At 63.2% G+C, this 16,656-nt stretch carries 16 protein-coding genes and 1 riboswitch; of the genes, 14 read left to right on the forward strand and 2 right to left on the reverse strand.

The annotated features are described in order from the left end of the window. Positions 1-22: 22 nt before the first annotated feature. On the reverse strand, positions 23-721 hold the full coding sequence (locus tag WHJ28_RS02910; protein WP_340039629.1) for a response regulator transcription factor: 699 nt from the start codon (positions 719-721) through the stop codon (positions 23-25). A 333-nt stretch (positions 722-1,054) separates the two neighbouring features. On the opposite strand from WHJ28_RS02910, the gene WHJ28_RS02915 reads away from it, so the two are divergent. From WHJ28_RS02915 to WHJ28_RS02930, 4 genes are all read left to right on the forward strand, one after another. Continuing rightward, positions 1,055-1,579, forward strand: coding sequence for a 4'-phosphopantetheinyl transferase family protein (locus WHJ28_RS02915; RefSeq protein WP_340039631.1), 525 nt, complete (start codon positions 1,055-1,057; stop codon positions 1,577-1,579). 108 nt (positions 1,580-1,687) lie between these two features. Further along, positions 1,688-2,776, forward strand: a complete 1,089-nt coding sequence (locus tag WHJ28_RS02920) for an MGDG synthase family glycosyltransferase (RefSeq protein ID WP_340039632.1) — start codon at positions 1,688-1,690, stop codon at positions 2,774-2,776. Continuing rightward, complete coding sequence (locus tag WHJ28_RS02925; protein WP_340039634.1) at positions 2,776-3,849, forward strand: lysylphosphatidylglycerol synthase transmembrane domain-containing protein; 1,074 nt, start codon at positions 2,776-2,778, stop codon at positions 3,847-3,849. The genes WHJ28_RS02920 and WHJ28_RS02925 overlap by 1 nt, the downstream gene beginning before the upstream one ends. An 89-nt stretch (positions 3,850-3,938) precedes the next feature. After that, positions 3,939-4,889, forward strand: a complete 951-nt coding sequence (locus WHJ28_RS02930) for an ROK family protein (RefSeq protein ID WP_340039635.1) — start codon at positions 3,939-3,941, stop codon at positions 4,887-4,889. Positions 4,890-4,937: 48 nt separating this feature from the next. Here the strand turns inward: WHJ28_RS02930 and WHJ28_RS02935 are convergent, their stop codons facing one another. After that, the gene (locus tag WHJ28_RS02935) at positions 4,938-5,198 is read right to left on the reverse strand and encodes a hypothetical protein (RefSeq protein ID WP_340039636.1); all 261 of its coding nucleotides are present in this window, start codon (positions 5,196-5,198) and stop codon (positions 4,938-4,940) included. A 190-nt stretch (positions 5,199-5,388) separates the two neighbouring features. On the opposite strand from WHJ28_RS02935, the gene WHJ28_RS02940 reads away from it, so the two are divergent. The 10 genes from WHJ28_RS02940 (at position 5,389) to cobT (ending at position 16,613) form a co-directional block, all read left to right on the forward strand. Continuing rightward, positions 5,389-7,824, forward strand: a complete 2,436-nt coding sequence (locus WHJ28_RS02940; protein WP_340039638.1) for a cation-translocating P-type ATPase — start codon at positions 5,389-5,391, stop codon at positions 7,822-7,824. Positions 7,825-7,826: 2 nt separating this feature from the next. Then, positions 7,827-8,279: a GNAT family N-acetyltransferase gene (locus WHJ28_RS02945; protein WP_340039803.1), complete on the forward strand. Its 453-nt coding sequence runs from the start codon at positions 7,827-7,829 to the stop codon at positions 8,277-8,279. A 48-nt stretch (positions 8,280-8,327) separates the two neighbouring features. Beyond that, a riboswitch (cobalamin riboswitch) is annotated at positions 8,328-8,510 on the forward strand. A 93-nt stretch (positions 8,511-8,603) separates the two neighbouring features. After that, the gene (cbiD, locus tag WHJ28_RS02950; protein ID WP_340039639.1) at positions 8,604-9,740 is read left to right on the forward strand and encodes a cobalt-precorrin-5B (C(1))-methyltransferase CbiD; all 1,137 of its coding nucleotides are present in this window, start codon (positions 8,604-8,606) and stop codon (positions 9,738-9,740) included. Between the two features lie 46 nt (positions 9,741-9,786). Then, positions 9,787-10,542, forward strand: coding sequence for a precorrin-4 C(11)-methyltransferase (gene cobM / locus WHJ28_RS02955; protein ID WP_340039640.1), 756 nt, complete (start codon positions 9,787-9,789; stop codon positions 10,540-10,542). Continuing rightward, the gene (locus WHJ28_RS02960) at positions 10,539-11,528 is read left to right on the forward strand and encodes a cobalt-precorrin 5A hydrolase (protein ID WP_340039641.1); all 990 of its coding nucleotides are present in this window, start codon (positions 10,539-10,541) and stop codon (positions 11,526-11,528) included. The genes cobM and WHJ28_RS02960 overlap by 4 nt, the downstream gene beginning before the upstream one ends. Continuing rightward, a complete protein-coding gene (gene cobJ, locus WHJ28_RS02965) occupies positions 11,525-12,259 on the forward strand; it encodes a precorrin-3B C(17)-methyltransferase (RefSeq protein WP_340039642.1) in 735 nt (244 codons plus the stop codon). The genes WHJ28_RS02960 and cobJ overlap by 4 nt, the downstream gene beginning before the upstream one ends. A gap of 1 nt (position 12,260) precedes the next feature. Then, positions 12,261-13,004, forward strand: coding sequence for a precorrin-6A reductase (gene cobK, locus WHJ28_RS02970; RefSeq protein ID WP_340039643.1), 744 nt, complete (start codon positions 12,261-12,263; stop codon positions 13,002-13,004). Further along, the gene (gene cbiE, locus WHJ28_RS02975; RefSeq protein ID WP_340039644.1) at positions 13,001-14,194 is read left to right on the forward strand and encodes a precorrin-6y C5,15-methyltransferase (decarboxylating) subunit CbiE; all 1,194 of its coding nucleotides are present in this window, start codon (positions 13,001-13,003) and stop codon (positions 14,192-14,194) included. The genes cobK and cbiE overlap by 4 nt, the downstream gene beginning before the upstream one ends. After that, a complete protein-coding gene (locus WHJ28_RS02980; protein ID WP_340039646.1) occupies positions 14,191-15,558 on the forward strand; it encodes a cobyrinic acid a,c-diamide synthase CobB in 1,368 nt (455 codons plus the stop codon). The genes cbiE and WHJ28_RS02980 overlap by 4 nt, the downstream gene beginning before the upstream one ends. Further along, on the forward strand, positions 15,555-16,613 hold the full coding sequence (cobT, locus tag WHJ28_RS02985; protein ID WP_340039647.1) for a nicotinate-nucleotide--dimethylbenzimidazole phosphoribosyltransferase: 1,059 nt from the start codon (positions 15,555-15,557) through the stop codon (positions 16,611-16,613). The genes WHJ28_RS02980 and cobT overlap by 4 nt, the downstream gene beginning before the upstream one ends. Positions 16,614-16,656 lie beyond the last annotated feature (43 nt).

Raw genomic sequence — 16,656 nt, forward strand, 5'->3', positions numbered from 1 at the left:
GGTTCCCCTCCTTTTGAACAGGTCAGAGCTTTTCCATCTTGTAGCCCAGGCCCCACACCACCTTAATGTATCTGGGGTTGGCCGGATCGATCTCAATTTTTTCTCTCAGGTGGCGGATGTGGACCGCCACGGTATTTTCCGAACCCAGAGAGGGGTCGTTCCACACCAGCTCGTAGATCTGGCTGGTGGAAAAGACCCGGCCTGGATTTTTCAGCAGCAAAAGGAGAATGTTATACTCCAGCGGAGTCAGGTTCACCCGTTCTCCGTCCACAGTTACCGACTTGGCATTGTCATCCAGTGCGATGCCGCCGTTGGTAAGCAGCTGGGGGTTCTCGCCTGTGCCGCTTTTGCCGCCCAGGCTGGTGTACCGGCGCAGCTGGCTCTTCACCCGGGCGATGACCTCGATGGGATTAAAGGGTTTGGTAATGTAGTCGTCGGCGCCGATATTCAGTCCCAGGACCTTGTCGGCATCCTCGCTCCTGGCCGTGAGCAGGATGATGGGGACGTTGCATTTTTCCCGCAGCTTGGCGGTGGCCCGGATACCGTCCAGACCGGGCATCATAATGTCCATCAGAATGAGATCTACCTGCTGGGCCTCCACGGCACGGATGGCCTCCAACCCGTCATAGGCCTTGACGGTGCGGTAACCCTCGCTGGTCAGATAGATATCCAGGGCGGAGACGATGTCATGGTCGTCATCACAGACGAGAATAGTATACATAAGCTCACCTCGTGTACAGTTAAAAGTAGCAGACGTCTTTTAAGAGCGGGGGCGGAAATCTCTTAAGAACCTTTTAAGAGCGTTCAAGCCAACAGGCGTGATATCTTATTGTACCTCCAACCACCGACAAAAGCAAATACAGGGGGAAAGCCGGCTCCCTTTTTAAAATGAAAAGGGAAAAATGAAAGAAATGGCATTGTGAACGAATGAGACTTGCGAATCCAAGACCCGCCGGATATAATGACAAATAAGGACACGCGGCGTCCCTGCCGTGCCGTAAAGCGACCGGTAGGGCTCGCCGTCTTTTTGCGACTGTGGAAGGAGGCGGGGAACATGAAGCTCCGGATGGAGGAAGGGGACGCATGGGCGCTGCTTGCCCGTCTGCTCCGGGAGGAGTTTGGGTGGACGGAGCTGCCCCGGGTCGCTTATATGGAGTGGGGGAAGCCTTGGTTTCCGGATATACCCGGCCTGCACTTTAACCTGAGCCACAGCGGCAGCCTGGCCCTGTGCGGCGCAGGCGCGGCTCCTCTGGGTGTGGATGTGGAGCGGGTGCGTCCTCGGCGGGCGGGACTGGCCCGTTACGTGCTCTCGGAGGAGGAATTTGCCTGGTTCCAGGGCCGGGGTGAGGACTGGGGAAGCCTGTATACCCTGTGGACCCTGAAGGAGGCCAAGGTAAAATGCCTGGGAACTGGCCTGCGGCAGCCCCCCCGCACCATTGCGGTGCCTCTGCTGGAGCCGGGCCAGACAGGGGAACAGGACGGCCTGTGCTTTGGGGCCTATGCCGGTCCGGACTGGCGGGCGGCGGTGTGTACCGCTGGAGAAGAGCCTCTGCCCCTTGAGGTCTGGGCGGAAAAGTGACAATCTGTTTCTTTTTCTTAATATCTTTTTAAGAAACAGGCTCTGATTTTCTAAAAAAACGCCCGCTATACTTGACCATGAGAAAGAGTATCGTGAGGAGGGAGCTGCGTGAATATCCTGATCGTAACGGGTAAGTTCGGTATGGGTCACTGGTCGGCCTCCATGTCCCTGCGTCAGCAGCTGCTGCGGGCTTTTCCTGAGGCACAGGTGGAGGTTATGGATCTGATTGCCTATACCAGCCACAATTCCGAGTCCATGTACAAGTGGTTCAACGTCCTGGTGACCCGGGGCAGCGGACTGTTTAACCTTTATTATAAGTTTACCCAGAATAAGGATTCCGACGAACGGCCGCTGAACGACGAGCAGTGCCCTGACCGGGTGGAGGAACTTTTCGAGCCCAAGCGACCCGATGTGATCATTGCCACCCATCCCATCTGTGCCCGTATGGTGGCCCGCTGGAAAGGGGAGACAGGGAGCGATCTGCCTCTGGTGACCTGCGTCACCGACCTGACCAGCCATTCCGAGTGGATCCACCGTGCCACCGATTGCTATCTGGTGGGTACCGAGGAGATCAGGGAGCGGCTGGTGGCCAAGGGAGTCAACCGTGATATCATCTACGTCACCGGTATCCCCGTCCGGGCGGAATTCAAGATGCCTGTTCACCGGGGGGACCGGCAGGAGCGCAATCTGCTCATTATGGGCGGCGGCCTGGGTATGATGCCCCGGAAGGATTCCTTCTATGAGGCGCTGGACACCCTGCCCGGCGTACATACCACTATCATTACCGGCCGCAACCAGAAGCTGTACGACCGGCTGGCGGGCAAGTATGAGAATATTCAGGTGATCGGCTTTACCGACCGGGTTTACGAGTATATGGCCTGGGCCGATCTGGTGCTCACCAAGCCCGGCGGCATCACCATGTTTGAGAGCATTTTCTCCGAACTGCCCATCCTGGCCTGGGAGCCCTTCCTGGAGCAGGAGAAGAACAACGCCCGTTTTCTGGTGAAGCGGGGCTTGGGCCGGGTGGCGGCCAAGGAGCCCGATGAGTGCCTGACGGCCATTCGGGAGCTGATTTATGACGACTATACACTTTCTGATATGTCGGCCAAAATGCACGCATTGAAGGAACAGCTGGAGCAGGAGAGTCTGACCCATATCCTGGCTCAGCTGACCGCGGGAAGAGGGGTGTGCGCCTGATGGACAAACGGAAGAGCTTGGTCGGTATCGGGCTGATCCTGGCCCTCATGGCCTTTACCGGCTATATGCTGCTCCGGGATATGTCCTTCTCGCGGCTGGCTGGCACCCTGCGGCAGCTCAATCCCCTGTGGCTGCTGGTGGGGCTGGGTATGATGTTCGTGTTTGTGGGCAGCGAGGCCCTGTGTTCCCGGATCATTTTGGGGCGCCTGGGCCATAAGGTGCGCTATCGCCGCTGCCTGGGCTATTCCTTCGTGGGTTTTTATGTCAGTTCCATTACCCCCTCTTCCACCGGTGGTCAGCCGGCCCAGGTCTACTATATGTCCAGGGACAGCATCCCGGCGGCCCACGGGGCGCTGAATATGATGCTGATCGCCGTGTGCTATCAGGCGGTGGTCATTGCCTACGCTTTGACGGCGGCGCTGACCCATTTTGACCTGGTCCGCAATCTGGGCGGCGGTCTGGGCTTGTTGCTGCTCTACGGCGTGGTGGTCAACGGCAGCCTGACGGTGGGGATGCTTTCCCTCATGTTCCTGCCCAACGCCGCCCGCAAGCTCACCGGCGGCGTACTCAAGCTGCTGGTCAAGGCGCGCATCATTCGCCACGAGGACAAGGCCCGCCAGCGACTGGAAAAGCAGATGGAGGAGTATCACAGGGGCGCTGAGTGTGTCAAAAAGAACCCGGGTATGATGCTGGTGCTGGTGCTGATCACCGTTGTGCAGCTCACCGCGCTCTTTTCCGTTCCGGTAGCAGTGTACTACGCCTTCGGCCTTACCGGCAGCAGTCCGCTGGAGATCATCGCCACCCAGGCGCTGGTGACCCTGGCGGTGGCCAACCTGCCGCTGCCCGGCGCCGTGGGCGCCTCTGAGGGCGGCTTCGTTACTGCCATGGCCCTCTTCTTTGGCTCCAGCCTGGTGACGCCTGCCGTGCTGGTGTCCCGGGGGATCAGCTTTTACGCATTCCTGCTGATCAGTGCCATTGTTGCGCTGACGGTCCATCTGCGGACCCGCCGTCAGCGGCGGAAGGAGGATCCCGCCATTTACCCTAAACGGGCCCGGGGGCCTATCGTGACCTGAAAAACGGCGTCCGCAGGACGCCGTTTTTTCTCTTGTGCCGCCGGGCCGAGTGCATTATAATCAGGGAGAAAAACAAAGGAGGCGGGATGATGTACTATCTGGGAATCGATCTGGGCGGCACCAATGTGGCTGCCGCTGTGGTCAATGAAAATGGTGAACTTTTGGGGAAGGTCAGTCTGCCCACCCCCCGGGGCGTGCCGGCGGAACAGGTGGCCGATCAGATGGCGGCTGCCTCCCGGGCGGCGGTGGAGCAGGTGGGCCTGTCCTTGGACGATATCGAATCGGTGGGCATCGGTTCCCCTGGTACCATTGAGCCTGATACCGGCGTGATCCGGTTCTGGTCCAATCTGGACTTTTCCAACGTGCCCCTCACCGCCCTGATGGCGGAGCGGCTGAATAAAAAGATCTATCTGGAGAACGATGCCAACGCCGCCGCTTTGGGCGAATTTGCCGCCGGGGCAGGCAAGGGCAGCCAGTCCATGATCGCCATTACTTTGGGTACCGGCGTGGGCGGCGGCGCCGTCCTCAACGGCAAGCTGTATACCGGCTTCAATTACGCCGGCATGGAAGTGGGCCACTTTGTCATCGAGCATGGCGGGCGGCTGTGTACCTGCGGCCGGAAGGGCTGCTTTGAGGCCTACTGCTCCGCCACCGCCCTCATCAAGCGTACCCGCGAGGTGATGCAGGAGTATCCCGACTCCAAGCTGTGGGAACTGGCCGGGTCCCTGGAGACAGTCAACGGCCGCACCCCCTTTGACGCCGCCGCTCTGGGCGACGCGGCGGCTGGGAAGGTCATTGACGAGTATGTGGATTACCTGGGCTGCGGCGTGGCCAGTTTGGTGAACATTTTCCAGCCCGAGGTGGTGTGCATCGGCGGCGGTCCCTCCGCTCAGGGGGAGACGCTGATGGCCCCTGTGCGCTACATCCTGAACCGGGAGGACTACGCCCGCAACAGCGTCCACCGTACCCGGCTGGTGCGGGCGGCCCTGGGCAACGATGCCGGTATCATCGGCGCGGCTCTGCTGCCCCTTTTCCGATAAACCAAAACAGGGCCCGCCATCCGGCGGGCCCTGTTCTTTTGAGGCGGCTCACTCCACCGGCTCGTAGCCGTCGCAGCAGTCGGACTCTTCCTGGCCGTCCCCGTCCTCCGGCCGGGGAAAGGCCAGCAGAGACAGGCCAAACAGCGCAGCCGCCCCCAGGGCAATGATCTGAAGCCGGTGCTCTTCCAGCCAGGGACGGTGCTCCTCCAGAGCGGGCAGCTTGAGGGCGCCCGCATACAGCAGGGCGGCTCCGCCACCGCACAGCGCCAGCCGGAGCAGGACCTGCATCTTGTCTGAAATGGGCTCCATGGGTACCCCTCCTTTGGTTCCAGTATAGCGGGAAAAGAGGGCTGCCATACCCCCGGCTTAAGAAATTGTGGAGAATTGGTTAAGATTTATTCGGCGGCCTTGTATGCACCAAAAAAATCGGCTATAATGTGACAAGATTTTGGAAATTATCCGTCCCACAGGCGGAATTTACAGGATTGAGGGCGACTACATGAAAGGCAAGCAGAAACAGCATCCATTACCCCAGGCCGGCCCCCGTCCCCGCCGGGATGTGCCCCGGGTGAGCGCTGACCCCAATCTGGGCCTGACCATGGCACAGGTGCGGGAGCGCCAGCAGAACGGCTGGGCCAACGATCCGGTGGAATCCCCCACCAAGACCGTGGGCCAGATCGTGCGGGCCAACGTCTTTACCTTTTTTAACTTTATTTTTGTGGTGCTGGCCGCTCTGCTGATCTTTGTGGGCTCGGTGGAGGACCTGCTGTTCCTGCTGATCGCCATGGCCAACACCGGCATTGGCATTTTGCAGCAGCTGCGCTCCAAGCACACCATCGACAAGCTCAACCTGCTGGCCGCCCCCAGGGCCAACGTGGTGCGGGAGGGACAGCTGGGCTCGGTGCCCGCCTCCCATCTGGTGCGGGATGATGTGGCGGAACTCTGCTCCGGTGACCAGATCCCCGCTGACGCCACGGTGCTGGCCGGTCAGGTCCAGGTCAATGAGGCCCTCATTACCGGCGAGGCCGATGCCATCATCAAGCAGCCGGGAGACGCCCTGCTCTCCGGCTCCTTTGTGGTGGCGGGACGCTGCCGGGCCCGGCTGGACCGGGTGGGAGCGGAATCCTACGCCGCCCGCCTCACCCTGGAGGCCAAAAAGGACGTCACCGTGGGCAAGAGCGAGATGATGGCCTCCCTGGACAAGCTGATCCGGGTCATTGGTATCCTACTGATCCCCATCGGCATCGCCCTCTTTGCCAAGGAATTTTTTATCGTAAACCGTACCTTCCAGGAGACGGTGGTGTCCACGGTGGCCGCCCTCATCGGCATGATCCCCGAGGGACTCTATCTGCTGACCAGCGTGGCTCTGGCAGTAAGTATGATCCGGCTGGCCCAGGGCAAGGTGCTGGCCCAGGATATGAACTGCATCGAGACGCTGGCACGGGTGGACGTGCTGTGCGTGGACAAAACGGGCACCATCACCGAACCCCGGATGGAGGTGGGCGAGGTGGTGTACCTGGACCCGGAGAAGTATGCCGAGACCGAGGTCACCGAGATCCTCAACGCATTCTATCAGGTTTCCGAGGCGGATAACGATACCGCCCGGGCCATGCAGAAGAAGTTCCACGGCACGTCTGCCTGGCGCGCAGAAAAAATCATTCCCTTTACATCCGCTACCAAATGGAGCGCCGCCGTCTTTCCCGGCCACGGCGCCTATCTGGTGGGCGCCCCCGAGTTTATCATGGGACCCCGGTACGGGGATCTGAAAGAGCAGGTGGACCCCTGGTCTGCCAAGGGCTACCGGGTTCTGCTGGCCGCCGAATACCAGGGGATGCCCGACCAGAAGGGGCTGGATCCCCGGCAGGTGTGCCCCATGGCTCTGGTGCTGCTGTCCAACCGGGTGCGGGAATCGGCACCCAAGACCTTCCAGTTCTTTGCCGAGCAGAAGGTGGCCGTTAAGGTCATTTCCGGCGATAACCCGGTGACGGTGGCTGAGGTGGCCCGTCAGGCGGGCATCCAGGGGGCGGACCGCTATGTGGACGCCGCCACCCTTCAGAGTGACGCCGATATGGACCGGGCGGTGCGGGAATACACCGTGTTCGGCCGTGTTACCCCTGACCAGAAGCGCAAGCTGGTCCGGGCCCTCCAGCGGGCGGGTCACACCGTGGCCATGACGGGCGACGGTGTTAACGACGTACTGGCCCTGAAGGATGCCGATTGCGGCATTGCTATGGCCTCCGGAGCGGAAGCCGCCTGCCATGCCGCCCAGCTGGTGCTTCTCAACTCCGACTTTGCCGCTATGCCCAAGGTGGTGGCCGAGGGGCGGCGGGTCATCAACAACATCCAGCGGGCCGCCGCCCTCTATCTGGTGAAAAATATCTTCTCCTTCTTCCTGTCCATCATCTCTCTGTTTGCCACCTTCCCCTACCCGGTAACACCGCTGCAGATCTCCTTCCTCAGTGCCGTTACCATCGGCGTACCCTCTCTCTTCCTGGCTCTGGAGCCTAACCACGCGCTGGTGAAGGGAAAATTTTTGACCAATGTGTTCCGGGCGGCTCTGCCCGGCGGCCTTACCGACCTGCTCATCGTGCTGGGGCTGGAGGCTTTCTATCTGGCCTTCGGCTTTACCACCGCCGAGCTGTCTACCATGTCCACCATTCTGCTGGTGGTCATCGGCCTGCTGGTGCTCTATCAGGTGTGTAAGCCCTTCGATTGGAAGCGGCGGGTGCTGATGATCGCCATGTCTGCCTCCTCCGCGGTGGCTATTATCTGGTTCGGAGCCAGCTTCGGCCTGAGCCAGCTGACCATTCAGTCCTTCCTGGTACTGGTGGTGTTCCTGGGTCTGTCCTACCCGGTGATGAACGTGCTGCTGAAGGTATGTCAGTACGGCGCCCTGCTGTGGGATAAGGCCAGACACATGAGGGACCGCACATGAGTCTGACAATACGGTCCTACCGTCCGTCAGACTGCCCCATTCTGGCAGAGCTCTTCTACCAGACGGTCCATGGGGTATGCGGGCGGGACTATACGCCGGAGCAACTGGATGCCTGGGCCGACGGACAGGTGGATCTGGCGGCCTGGGACGCCTCCTTTCAGGCCCACACCACTCTGGTGGCGGAGTGGGACGGGAGGATTGCCGGCTTTGCCGACCTGACCGGCGATGGCTATCTGGACCGGCTCTATGTCCATAAGGATCTCCAGGGCCGGGGAGTCGCCACCGCCCTGTGCGACAGCCTGCCCGGCGCCCGGCTGACCCACGCCTCCCTCACTGCCCGGCCCTTTTTTGAACGCCGGGGCTGGGAGGTGGAGCGGGAGCAGCAGGTAGAACGCCATGGGATCAAATTGACCAATTTCGTTATGGTGCGGCAGCCGCCTTGTGAGTCCGTTTGACAAGAAATTACCTTTACTTTTCCCTCGCGCCCTGCTATAATGAGCGGAGAATTGAAGCGTATCCGCAGTTGCGGCAGTGCCGCCAAGGGGGAAGCCGGTGGAAATCCGGCGCAGTCTTACCTCTACTGTAAGCGTGGACGAAGGCGCAGAGACCATTGGCCGATGGGGCTGAGAAGGTGCGCCGGAGGAGGAAGCGCAAGCCAGGAAACCCGCTGCAGGGATACCGTATTGCGTAGCTCTGAGGTGGAGAGGTGCGGCATTTTTTGGATTGAAAAGCCCTCCCCGACATGGGGAGGGCTTTTTTGACGCAGAGGAGGCGGTTTGGTGCTGGAAGTGTATATCCCGGTGGGGAACAAGAGGCTGCGCTGCGGCTATACCACCGGTACCTGTGCCGCCGCCGCTACAGCCGGGGCGGTCCGGCTGCTGCTCACCGGGCAGAGTCTGCCCGCTGTCCGTATTGAGACCCCGGCAGGGATTCCAGTAGAGGTCGAGCTGCTGGAGCACGCCGCCGGAACCGGCTGGGCCAGCTGCGCAGTCCGGAAGGACGGCGGGGACGACCCGGATGTGACAAACGGCACCCGGATCTTTGCCCGGGCGGAAAAGACCAACACCCCGGGCGTCACCATCGACGGCGGTACCGGCGTGGGCCGGGTGACCCGGCCCGGACTGGACCAGCCGGTAGGCGCGGCCGCTATCAACTCCACCCCCCGGCGGATGATCCGGCAGCAGGCGGAGGAGGAGATGGCCAGGGCCGGCTATGCCGGCGGGCTGGCCATCTCCATCTCAGTGCCGGAGGGGGAGGCCCTGGCGGGGCGCACCTTCAACCCGCGGCTGGGCATTGAGGGGGGCATCTCCATCCTGGGTACCAGCGGCATCGTCCGCCCCATGAGCGAGGCCGCCCTCATCGACTCCCTCTATCTGGAGCAGGATATGGCCCGCGTCGCCGGAGTGACCGATTTGCTGGTCACCCCCGGCAACTACGGGGATACCTTTGCGGAACAGACTTTGAGGTTGGACCTGACCCATCGCTGCACCTGCAGCAACTACCTGGGCCACGCCATCGACTACGCCGCCGGGCTGGGCTTCCGGTCCTTCCTGCTGGTGGGCCACCTGGGCAAGCTGATCAAGGTGGCGGCGGGAAGCATGAACACCCACTCCAAGGTGGCCGACGGCCGGCGGGAGACCCTCACCGCCCACGCCGCTCTGGCGGGCGGAAGCCCGGCGCTGCTGAAAGCCCTCTTTGCCTGCCCTACTACCGATGCGGGGGTGGAGCTGCTGAAGGAGGTCGGGCTGCTGGAGCCGGTGATGGCCTCCATTGCCCAGGCCCTGGAGGAGGTATTGCACCACCGGGCCGGGCCCGACCTGGCCATTGAGGCGGTGTTCTTCTCCAACCAGTATGGACTGCTGGGACAGACAGCGGGAGCTGATAAACTGCTTGCCCTGCATCAACATCAATCGTAGGGGCGACCTTTATGGTCGTCCGCCGATACAGATAGGAGTTTCGATTATGGTACATTTCATCGGCGCGGGCCCCGGCGGGGCCGATCTCATCACCGTGCGGGGAGCCAAGCTGCTGGGGGAGGCGGATGTCATCATCTACGCCGGTTCCCTGGTAAACCCCGCTCTGCTGGATTATAAAAAGGAAGGCTGCCAGGTCTACGACAGCGCCAAGATGACCCTGGAAGAGGTTATCGAGGTGATACGGCAGACCGAGGCCAGGGGGGGCACCACCGTCCGGCTCCATACCGGCGACCCCTCCCTGTACGGCGCTCACCGGGAACAGATGGATGAGCTGGACAAACTGGGCATTGCCTACGATGTGACTCCCGGCGTGTCCTCCTTCTCCGGAGCCGCCGCAGCCCTCTGCGCGGAGTATACTCTGCCTGATGTATCACAGTCGGTTATCATCACCCGCATGGCGGGCCGCACTCCGGTGCCCGAGGGAGAGCAGCTGCGCAAGATGGCCTCCCACGGCTGCACCATGGTGCTCTTCCTGTCCACCGGCCTGCTGGAGCAGGTGGAGGAGGAGCTGATGGCGGGAGGCTATTCTCCCGACACCCCGGCGGCTATCGTGTACAAGGCCACCTGGCCGGAGGAGAAGGTGTACCGCTGCACCGTGTCCACCCTGGCCAAAACCGCCAGGGAGAATAAGGTGACCAAGACGGCTCTCATTACCATCGGTTATTTTTTGGGGAACGATTACCAGCGGTCCAAGCTGTACGACCCCACCTTTACCCATGAATTCCGGGAGGCCAGCCAGTGACGGCGGCCATCATCGCCTTTACCAGGCGGGGGGCGGACTTGGGGCGTACCCTGGCCGATACGCTGGGGGCCACCCTCCATGTGCCCGCCCGCTTCGCCCCTGAGGTGGGAGCGGAGGCCTACGACAGTCTGGAGGGCTGGACCGCCAAAGCCTGGACCGAGGCGGACGCCCTCATCTTTGTGGGGGCGGCGGGCATCGCTGTCCGGGCCATCGCCCCCCATGTGAAGGATAAATTCACCGATCCCGCCGTGGTGAGTGTGGACGAGGCGGGACGGTTCGTCATCCCCCTGCTGTCCGGCCATGTGGGCGGGGCCAATGAACTGGCCCTGAAGGTGGCCGCCCTCACCGGTGGTCAGGCGGCGGTGTCCACCGCCACCGACGTCAACGGCCTGTTTGCCGTGGACGTGTGGGCCAGGGAGCGGGGCATGGTCATCACTGACCGGGTGCTGGCCAAGGAGATCTCCGCCGCCCTGCTGGAGGGGAAGCGCGTGGGCTTTGCCAGCGACTTCGGCCACCCCTGCCCGACGGGACTGACAGAGGCCCCGGCGGAGCTGGGCGTGTGGGTCACCTGGAAAACAGGGGCCGGCCCCTTCCCCCGCACCCTGCGGCTGGCCCCCCGGGGGCTGATCCTGGGCATCGGCTGCCGGAGAGGAACTCCCATGGAGACCATCCGGGGGGCGGTGGAGGAGGCCCTGTCCGGCTATGAAGCCCAGGCGGTAGCCCAGGTGGCCACCATTGATTTGAAAGAAAATGAGCCCGGCCTGCTGGCCTTCTGTGCCGCCCAAAACCTGCCCCTGGCCGTCTTTTCGGCGGCGGAGCTGGAACAGGCGGAGGGAACCTTCACCCCGTCCGCCTTTGTGGCCCATATCACCGGGGTGGATAACGTGTGCGAGCGGGCGGCAGTGTGTGCCGGCGGTACCATTCTGGTACCCAAGCAGGCAAAAAACGGCGTCACCGTGGCGGTGGCAGGAAGGAAGATCCTATGAAAGTAACAGTTATCGGACTGGGCCCCGGCGGCGGCGCCGACCTCACCGGTCGTGCCCGGGCCGCTTTGGAAGGGTGCGACCTGATCGTGGGCTATACCGCCTATATTGAGCTGGTACGCCCTGATTTCCCTGAAAAAGAGGTGCTGTCCACCGGGATGCGCCGGGAGGTGGACCGCTGCCGGGCTGCCGTGGAGGCCGCCCTCACCGGCAAGGACGTGGCGGTGGTATGCTCCGGCGACTCCGGCGTGTACGGCATGGCGGGACTGATCTATGAGGTGGCTCAGGAGTATGACCCCATTGAGATCGAAGTGGTGCCCGGCATTACCGCCGCCTGCGGCGGCGCCGCCGTGCTGGGCGCCCCTCTGACCCACGACTTTGCGGTGATCTCCCTGTCCGATCTGCTCACCCCCTGGGAGAAGATCGAGAGGCGGCTCACCGCCGCCGCCCAGGCGGATTTCGTGATCTGCCTCTACAACCCCGCCAGCAAAAACCGGCCCGACTATTTGCAGCGGGCTTGCGACATCCTGCTGCGGGACAAGGACCCGGAGACCGTGTGCGGCACCGTCCGCAACATCGGCCGGGAGGGGGAGGAGGGTAAGCTCCTCACCCTGGCCCAGCTGCGGGACACCCAGGTGGATATGTTCACCACCGTGTTCATCGGCAACAGCCAGACCAAGGTGCTGGGCGGCAAGATGGTCACCCCCCGTGGCTACCTCCAGCGGGGGGAATAAGATGAACATCCTGCTCTTCGGCGGCACCGGCGAGGGGAGAGAACTGGCTCAGTGGCTGCTGGATCAGAAGATCCCTACTCTGGTGTGCGTGGCCACCGAGTATGGCGAGACCCTCCTGCCCTCTGAGACGGAGGCCCACGTGGGCCGGATGGACCGGGAGGAAATGGAGAAGCTGATGGCCTCCCGCCCCTTCACCCACGTGGTGGACGCCACCCACCCCTACGCCGTGGAGGTGACCGCCAACATCAAGGCCGCGGCGGAAGGGGCCGGTCTGCCTCTCCTGCGGCTGGTGCGCCAGTCCGATGGGGAGGACCTGTGCCACAAGGCGGGAGACATGGCCGGGGCGGCGTATATGCTGGAGCGGCTGCCGGGCAACGTGCTGCTCACCACCGGCAGCAAGGAACTGGACGCCTTTGCAAAGCCCGGCCTGGTGGAGCGGTGCTATCCCCGGGTGCTGCCCATGGCGGATTCTCTGGACCGCTGCCTGAAGCTGGGCTTTCCGCCCAAGAACATCATCTGTATGCAGGGCCCCTTCTCCAAGGAACTGAATGTGGCCCTGCTGAAGCAATGTCACATCAAGACCCTAGTAACCAAGGACACCGGAGGCTACGGCGGGTTCCGGGAGAAGGCGGAGGCCGCCCGTGAGGCGGGGTGCGCGCTGCTGGTGGTGGAGCGGCCCCAGACCGAGACCGGCCTGACCCTGGAAGAATGTAAGGAGAAACTGCTGCGGGAGGGAGAAGCATGAAAGTCTATCTCATCGGCATGGGCATGGGCGCCCCGGAGACCATGACGGTGTGGGCGCTGGAGGCCGTCAAGGCGTGCCCCACCCTGGTGGGCGCTCCCCGGCTGCTGGAGCCCTTCCAGGAGAGCCACACCTGCGTTCCCCTCATCGCCGGGAGCGATATCGCCGAATACATCGAAAAGCAGCAGGAGGGCCCCGTCGGGGTGCTCCTGTCCGGGGACACTGGCTTTTACAGCGGAGCCAAAAAGCTGTGGACCCTGCTGGGCAACCATGAGGTGGTCACCATCCCCGGCATCTCCTCTCTCAGCTATTTCTGCGCCAAGCTGCACACCAGCTGGCAGGATGTGAAGATCGTCAGCGCACACGGCCGCAGCCACAACGTGGTGGGGGAGATCCAGCGCAACAGCCGCACCTTTGCCCTCACCGGCGGGGTTACCCGTGCGGAGGATATCTGCAAGGAGCTGACCCGCCGGGGCCTGGGCGGGGTCACTATCTCGGTGGGAGAGCGGCTGAGTTACCCCGACGAGCGGGTGGTCACCGGCACCGCGGCGGAGCTGGCGGAGCAGTCCTTTGCCGACCTGTCGGTGGTGCTGGCCGAGAATCCCGACCCGGTGGTGCGGCCCTTCAACTCCCCCGGCCTGCCCGACGGGGCCTTCCTGCGGGGGGACGTGCCCATGACCAAGGAGGAGGTGCGCACCCTGGCCATCTCCAAGCTGCGGCTGGAGGAGCACCATGTGGTGTGGGACGTGGGCGCCGGTACCGGCTCGGTGTCGGTGGAGTGCGCCCTGGCCTGTCCTGCCGGACAGGTGTATGCCGTGGAGAAGAAGGAAGAGGCCGTGGCCCTGCTGGAAGAGAACAAGGCCCGGTTCCACACCGGCAATCTGGTGGTGGTGCCCGGCACCGCCCCAGCGGCGTTGGAGGACCTGCCTGCACCCGACCGGGTCTTTCTGGGGGGCACCTCCGGTGAGCTGGAGGAGATTTTAAATATCATCTTCCGGAAAAATCCCGCCGCCCGGGTGGTATGTACCGCCGTCACCCTGGAGACGGTGGCCGAGGCCGCCCGGCTTTTCGCCCCCCTGGAGGGGGCGGATATGGTGCAGGTGTCTGCCACCCGCACCCGGCAGGCGGGCCGGTATCACCTGATGGACGCCCAGAATCCGGTGTGGATCTTCTCCGGGGAGGGACGAATATGAGTACCCCACGGCTGCTGCTGTGCGCCCCCGCCAGCGGAGGGGGCAAGACCACCGTCACCTGCGCTCTTTTGCAGGCCCTGATGGACCGAAAGGTCAATCCTGTGGCCTTTAAGTGCGGCCCCGACTACATCGACCCCATGTTCCACAGCAAGGTCATCGGGGCCAAGAGCCGCAACCTGGACCTGTTCTTCCTGGGGGAGGACCGTACCCGGTCCCTGCTGGAGCAAAACAGCATTGGGTCCGGCCTGGCCCTCATCGAGGGGGTCATGGGCTACTATGACGGCATCGCCATGAGCCATGAGGCCAGCGCCTACCACCTGGCCAAAGCCACCCGTACCCCAGCGGTGCTGGTGGTGGACGGCCGGGGAAGCGCTCTCACCCTGTCCGCTGTAGTCCACGGCCTGAAAACCTTCCGACCGGACAGTGGTATCCAGGGTGTGATCCTCAACCGGGTGTCCCCCATGCTCTACCCCCGGCTGAAGGAGTGCATTGAGGGGGAGACCGGAGTCACGGTGTATGGCTTCCTGCCCAGTCTGCCCGACTGTGCCCTGGAGAGCCGCCATCTGGGCCTGGTCACCGCCGACGAGGTGGCGGGCCTGAAAGACAAGCTGAAGAAGCTGGCCGCCCAGGCGGAGCAGACCATAGACCTAGATGGTCTGCTGGCTCTGGCGGCTTCCGCCTCCGACCTGAACGCCGGACCTCTGGACCTGCCGGAGCCGGTGGAGGGAGCGCCGGTGATTGCCGTGGCCCGGGACAAGGCATTCTGCTTCTACTACGCTGACGGCCTGGAGTTGCTGGAGAAGCTGGGGGCCAGGCTGGTGGAGTTCTCCCCCCTGGAGGACCAGGCTTTGCCGGAGGGTACCTGCGGCCTCTACTTGGGGGGCGGCTACCCGGAGCTGCTGGCGGAGAAGCTCAGTCAAAACACCGCTATGTTGTCCGCCATCCGGGACGCGGTGGCGGGTGGCCTGCCCACCGTGGCCGAGTGCGGCGGATTTCTTTACCTCCACGAGATGCTGGAGGATGTGGGCGGAAGAGACTGGCCCATGGCGGGGGTGATCCCCAGCCGGGCCTGGAATACCGGCAAGCTGGGCCGGTTTGGCTATGTGACCCTCACCGCCCGGACCGACGGTCTGCTGTGTCAGGCGGGAGAAGAGCTGCCCGCCCATGAGTTCCACTACTGGGACAGCCAGCAGCCCGGCGACAGCTTCCGGGCCCAGAAGCCTTTGAGTAACCGTGGCTGGGACTGCGGTGTTCATACGCCTACACTGTACGCCGGTTTTCCACACTTTCATTTTTGGGCCAAGCCCGAGATGGCCCGCAATTTCGTGGCGGCGGCCCGCCGCCGACAGGAGGCATTGCTATGACACTGGAAGAAGTGGTCCGTTCCATCACCCCCGCCGATCAAAACGCTGCGGCCCAGGCCAAGGCCCGCTGGGACGCCATCGCCAAGCCTCTGGGCAGCCTGGGCGCTCTGGAGAGCGCGGTGATCCGCATGGCGGCCATCACCGGCACCCCCAACGTGGACATCTCCAAGCGGGCGGTGGTGGTGATGTGCGCCGACAACGGCGTGGTGGCCGACGGAGTCACCCAGACCGGGCAGGAGGTCACCGCCATTGTGGCGGAGAATATGTCCAGCGGTGACACCAGTGTGTGTGCCATGGGCCGGGCCGCCGGGGTGGAGATCGTGCCGGTGGACATCGGTGTGGCCACCCCTCTCCACGGGGAGCGGATCTTGCAGAAAAACATCCGCCGGGGCACCGCCAACCTGTCCCAGGGTCCCGCCATGACCCGGGAGGAGGCCGAGCGAGCCGTGCTGACCGGTGTGGAGATTGCCCGGAATCTGTGCGCCAATGGTGTCAAGCTGCTGGGTACCGGCGAGATGGGCATCGGCAACACCACCACCTCCTCCGCCGTGGCCGCCGTGCTGCTGGGCAAGGAGCCCGAGGTCATGACCGGCCGGGGCGCCGGTCTGTCCAGCGAGGGCCTGGTGCGGAAGATCCACGCCATTGAGCAGGGCATCGCAATTAACCAGCCCGACCCCAGCGATCCCATGGACGTGCTCCACAAGGTGGGCGGCCTGGATCTGGCGGGCCTGGCGGGCGTGTTCCTGGGCGGCGCTCTGTGCCATATACCGGTGCTGGTGGACGGCTTCATCTCCTCGGTGGCCGCCCTCATTGCCGCCCGCATTTGCCCCAACTGTAAGGATTATATGCTGGGTTCCCACGCCTCCGACGAGCCGGCCAGCAAGCTGGTGCTGGGCGAGCTGGGTCTGGAGCCCTTCCTCTACGCCGGTATGCGGCTGGGCGAGGGCACCGGCGCGGTGGCGGTGATGCCCCTGCTGGATATGGGCCTGGCGGTGTACCGGGAGATGACTACCTTTGAAGCCGCGGATATTGAGGCCTATCAACCGTTAACGTGACGCGGGCCGATGTGGGCATCGGCTCCTACGGGGGTTGATTGTA

The organism is Flavonifractor porci (assembly GCF_037572415.1).
Lineage (GTDB): Bacteria > Bacillota > Clostridia > Oscillospirales > Oscillospiraceae > Flavonifractor > Flavonifractor porci.

Excerpts from the sequence above, each read along its gene's own strand:
- WHJ28_RS02925 (WP_340039634.1), top strand. The coding sequence starts at position 2,776 with ATGGACAAACGGAAGAGCTTGGTCGGTATCGGGCTGATCCTGGCCCTC.
- WHJ28_RS02980 (WP_340039646.1), top strand. The coding sequence starts at position 14,191 with ATGAGTACCCCACGGCTGCTGCTGTGCGCCCCCGCCAGCGGAGGGGGC.
- cbiE (WP_340039644.1), top strand. The coding sequence starts at position 13,001 with ATGAAAGTCTATCTCATCGGCATGGGCATGGGCGCCCCGGAGACCATG.
- WHJ28_RS02930 (WP_340039635.1), top strand. The coding sequence starts at position 3,939 with ATGTACTATCTGGGAATCGATCTGGGCGGCACCAATGTGGCTGCCGCT.
- cobM (WP_340039640.1), top strand. The coding sequence starts at position 9,787 with ATGGTACATTTCATCGGCGCGGGCCCCGGCGGGGCCGATCTCATCACC.
- cobJ (WP_340039642.1), top strand. The coding sequence starts at position 11,525 with ATGAAAGTAACAGTTATCGGACTGGGCCCCGGCGGCGGCGCCGACCTC.
- cobT (WP_340039647.1), top strand. The coding sequence starts at position 15,555 with ATGACACTGGAAGAAGTGGTCCGTTCCATCACCCCCGCCGATCAAAAC.
- WHJ28_RS02940 (WP_340039638.1), top strand. The coding sequence starts at position 5,389 with ATGAAAGGCAAGCAGAAACAGCATCCATTACCCCAGGCCGGCCCCCGT.
- WHJ28_RS02915 (WP_340039631.1), top strand. The coding sequence starts at position 1,055 with ATGAAGCTCCGGATGGAGGAAGGGGACGCATGGGCGCTGCTTGCCCGT.
- WHJ28_RS02910 (WP_340039629.1), bottom strand. The coding sequence starts at position 721 with ATGTATACTATTCTCGTCTGTGATGACGACCATGACATCGTCTCCGCC.
- WHJ28_RS02935 (WP_340039636.1), bottom strand. The coding sequence starts at position 5,198 with ATGGAGCCCATTTCAGACAAGATGCAGGTCCTGCTCCGGCTGGCGCTG.
- cobK (WP_340039643.1), top strand. The coding sequence starts at position 12,261 with ATGAACATCCTGCTCTTCGGCGGCACCGGCGAGGGGAGAGAACTGGCT.